The sequence below is a fragment of the Kocuria sp. NPDC057446 genome (genome assembly GCF_042802875.1).
In the GTDB taxonomy this organism is placed as follows: Bacteria; Actinomycetota; Actinomycetes; order Actinomycetales; family Micrococcaceae; genus Kocuria.
The window spans coordinates 1-3720 of sequence record NZ_JBHVDI010000238.1; the positions used below are offsets into that span (position 1 = coordinate 1).

The 3720-nt window shown below is 68.7% G+C and carries 6 protein-coding genes; all 6 read right to left on the reverse strand.

Annotation, left to right across the window (positions count from 1 at the left end; translation table 11 throughout):
* Nucleotides 1–47 precede the first annotated feature (47 nt).
* Nucleotides 48–809: a 50S ribosomal protein L17 gene (gene rplQ, locus ACFU0Y_RS17540; protein WP_380216146.1), complete on the reverse strand. Its 762-nt coding sequence runs from the start codon at nucleotides 807–809 to the stop codon at nucleotides 48–50.
* A gap of 67 nt (nucleotides 810–876) precedes the next feature.
* Entirely contained in the window at nucleotides 877–1884 is a 1008-nt protein-coding gene (locus ACFU0Y_RS17545) for a DNA-directed RNA polymerase subunit alpha (protein ID WP_017833323.1), read from the reverse strand.
* A 139-nt stretch (nucleotides 1885–2023) separates the two neighbouring features.
* Nucleotides 2024–2428: a 30S ribosomal protein S11 gene (gene rpsK, locus ACFU0Y_RS17550; RefSeq protein WP_017833322.1), complete on the reverse strand. Its 405-nt coding sequence runs from the start codon at nucleotides 2426–2428 to the stop codon at nucleotides 2024–2026.
* Nucleotides 2429–2510: 82 nt separating this feature from the next.
* The gene (gene rpsM, locus ACFU0Y_RS17555; RefSeq protein WP_017833321.1) at nucleotides 2511–2879 is read right to left on the reverse strand and encodes a 30S ribosomal protein S13; all 369 of its coding nucleotides are present in this window, start codon (nucleotides 2877–2879) and stop codon (nucleotides 2511–2513) included.
* A 168-nt stretch (nucleotides 2880–3047) separates the two neighbouring features.
* The gene (rpmJ, locus tag ACFU0Y_RS17560) at nucleotides 3048–3161 is read right to left on the reverse strand and encodes a 50S ribosomal protein L36 (RefSeq protein WP_017833320.1); all 114 of its coding nucleotides are present in this window, start codon (nucleotides 3159–3161) and stop codon (nucleotides 3048–3050) included.
* 55 nt (nucleotides 3162–3216) lie between these two features.
* The gene (gene infA / locus ACFU0Y_RS17565; RefSeq protein ID WP_017833319.1) at nucleotides 3217–3438 is read right to left on the reverse strand and encodes a translation initiation factor IF-1; all 222 of its coding nucleotides are present in this window, start codon (nucleotides 3436–3438) and stop codon (nucleotides 3217–3219) included.
* Nucleotides 3439–3720: the final 282 nt, after the last annotated feature.

The window sequence follows — 3720 nt, forward strand, 5'->3', positions numbered from 1 at the left end:
GACCAGGTCCCCGGCGGCGTCGCGGTGTCCGTCCGTGCGGCGTGCGGTCAGCGCAGCTTCTGCGCGGCGGCGCCGCCGGCCGGCTGGAAGCCGGCGGCCTCCGCGTTGGCCGGCGAGTCGAACCAGATCTCGGCGGTGGTGCCCGCGTACCAGCGCGAACCGGGCACGTGGTACTTCATCGAGTTCTTGTTGCCCTTGACCTCGAAGCCCTCGGGGGCCTCGCCGGACTCGAGCGGCGCGTGCGAGCCGGGGAACTCCGCGTCGGAGTTCTCGGCGGCGACCTCGGCGGCCTGCTCGGAGCCGACCTCGGGGGCCTGCTCGTCGGCGGGGATCTCCTCGGCGGCGACCTCGTCGGCGGTGGTGTCCGCCGGGGTGTCGACCGGAGCCGCGGGGGCCGGGGCGGCCTTCTCGGTGGCACGCTCGGCCTCGGCCACGGTGGCCTTGGTCGCGACGGGCTCCATCACGAGCTCGATGACCGCCATGGGGGCGTTGTCGCCCTTGCGGTTGCCGATCTTCGTGATGCGGGTGTAGCCGCCGTTGCGGTCCTCCATCGCCGAGGCGATGGTCGTGAACAGCTCGTGCACCACGGACTTGTCGGTCAGCTGCGCCAGCACGCGGCGGCGGGCGGCCAGGTCACCGCGCTTGGCGAAGGTGATCAGGCGCTCGGCGTAGGGACGCATCCGCTTCGCCTTCGTCACGGTGGTGGTGATGCGCTTGTGCTCGAACAGCTGCTGGGACAGGTTCGCCAGCATCAGGCGCTCGTGCGCGGGTCCGCCTCCGAGGCGGGGTCCCTTGGTGGGAGTAGGCATGGTTGTTGATCTCCTGGAAGTGTGTCCCGGCCCGGGCGGGCACCCGTCGGGACGTCAGCGGGAAGGACTAGTGGTCGTCGTCGTCGAACGGGTTCTCGTCGTCGATCGCGGCGGCGCGAGCGGCGAGGTCGAAACCGGGGGGCGAGTCCTTGAGGGACAGGCCGAGGTCGACGAGCTTGGCCTTGACCTCGTCGATCGACTTGGCGCCGAAGTTGCGGATGTCCATCAGGTCCGCCTCGGAGCGGCCCACGAGCTCACCCACGGTGTGGATGCCCTCGCGCTTGAGGCAGTTGTAGGACCGCACCGTGAGCTCGAGGTCCTCGATGGGCAGCGCCATGTCGGCGGCCATCGCGGCGTCGGTCGGCGAGGGGCCGATCTCGATGCCCTCGGCGGCCGTGTTGAGCTCCCGGGCGAGACCGAACAGCTCGACCAGGGTGGTGCCGGCGGAGGCCACGGCGTCACGCGGGGTGATGGCCTCCTTGGTCTCCACGTCGAGGACCAGCTTGTCGAAGTCGGTGCGCTGCTCCACACGGGTGGCCTCCACGCGGAAGGTCACCTTCAGGACGGGCGAGTAGATCGAGTCCACCGGGATGCGGCCGATCTCCGCGTCGCCGGCCTTGTTCTGGGCGGCGGAGACGTACCCGCGCCCGCGCTCGATGGTCAGCTCGAGCTCGAGCTGACCCTTCGCGTTGAGGGTCGCGATGTGCAGGTCCGGGTTGTGGATCTCCACACCGGCCGGGGCCGTGATGTCCGCGGCGGTCACGACGCCGGGGCCCTGCTTGCGCAGGTACGCGACGACGGGCTCGTCCTGCTCCGAGGAGACGGCGAGCTTCTTGATGTTCAGGATGACCTCGGAGACGTCCTCCTTGACCCCCTCCACGGTGGAGAACTCGTGGAGCACGCCGTCGAGCCGGATGCTGGTCACGGCCGCACCGGGGATCGAGGAGAGGAGGGTGCGGCGGAGGGAGTTGCCGAGGGTGTAGCCGAAGCCGGGCTCGAGGGGTTCGATCACGAAGCGGGACCGGTTGTCGGCCACGACCTCTTCGGAGAGGGTGGGGCGCTGTGCGATGAGCACTGATGTTTCCTTTCAGCGGGCATCCGCTATATGACGCGCGCAAATGGTGGAAAACAGTTGATGGGTGCGGACCGGTGCCCGGTCCGTTGTCGGCACGCGCGCACCGGGACCCCGCAGGGTCCCGGTGGGCGTGCTCACATCAGACGCGGCGGCGCTTCGGCGGGCGGCAGCCGTTGTGCGCGCTCGGGGTGACGTCCGAGATGGAGCCGACCTCGAGGCCGGTGGCCTGCAGGGAGCGGATGGCGGTCTCGCGTCCGGAGCCGGGGCCCTTGACGAACACGTCGACCTTGCGCATGCCGTGCTCCTGGGCGCGCTTCGCGGCAGCCTCGGCGGCCATCTGGGCCGCGAAGGGGGTGGACTTGCGAGAGCCCTTGAAACCCATCTCGCCGGCGGACGACCAGGACAGGACGGCGCCGGAGGGATCGGTGATGGTGACGATGGTGTTGTTGAACGTCGACTTGATGTGGGCCTGGCCCTGGGTGACGTTCTTCTTGTCCTTGCGACGGGGCTTGCGGGCAGCCGCTGCGCGGGTCTTCGGGGGCATGGAGATCTCCTACAAAGTTCGGGAAGAGTGGTGGTGGGCCGCTCGGGGGACCGTGGGGTCCTGGCGCACGAGCGGCAGCGGGCTACTTCTTCTTGCCGGCGACCGTGCGCTTCGGACCCTTGCGGGTGCGGGCGTTGGTCTTGGTGCGCTGACCGTGCACGGGCAGGCCGCGGCGGTGCCGGATGCCCTGGTAGCTGCCGATCTCGACCTTGCGGCGGATGTCGGCGGCCACCTCGCGGCGGAGGTCACCCTCGACCTTGTAGTTGTCCTCGATGTAGTCGCGCAGCTCCACGAGCTGGGCATCGGTGAGTTCGCGCACGCGCAGGTCGCCCGAGATGCCGGTGGCGTCCAGGGTGGCGAGCGCGCGGGTGCGACCCACGCCGTAGATGTAGGTGAGCGCAATTTCCAGCCGCTTTTCGCGGGGGAGGTCGACGCCTGCGAGACGAGCCATATCGGCGGTTCTCCTTGTGGTGTTCCAGAGGTCTGGAGCATCGCTGTCCGGTCGGGGACGTCATGTCCCCTCCGGTCCCCGGCCTCTGTACCGGGGGCGCCCGCCTGGATCTCTCCGGTCGGGAGCGGTGCCTTTATCGATCCACTTGCGTGGGCAGCTCGGGGCGGTTCAGCCCTGACGCTGTTTGTGGCGCGGGTTCTCGCAGATCACCATGACCCGCCCGTTGCGGCGGATCACCTTGCACTTGTCGCAGATCGGCTTCACGCTCGGTTGGACCTTCATCGCATTCCTTCGCGTCGTTCTCTCGAGTGGTGTGCGGCCCGGACGGCCGCCGGTCCTACTTGTAGCGGTAGACGATACGACCGCGGGTGAGGTCGTACGGGCTCAGCTCCACCACCACGCGGTCCTCGGGGAGGATCCGGATGTAGTGCTGTCGCATCTTCCCGGAGATGTGGGCGAGGACCAGGTGACCGTTGTTCAGCTCAACGCGGAACATCGCGTTGGGCAGAGCCTCGACCACAGTGCCTTCGATCTCGATGACGCCGTCTTTCTTGGCCATATCCTCCGCTAACTTCAGGTGCCCCCCGCCGGGGCGGCGAGCAGGGTTTCGGGTGTACATCGTCGTTAAACGCCGCAGCGGACCCGTACGCGTGCACCATCACCGTTCGTGGTGCACGGTGAGGGTCGGCGTGGTCCGATGTGTGCGGAATCGCTGGAGCACAGACAACCAACAGGACACTCTACGGGATCGGGGGCGCCACCCCCCACGCCGGGGGGGCCCCCCCGGGGCGGGGGCTGTCGGATATAAACAAATACGAGGCCAACAGACACAACGAGATGG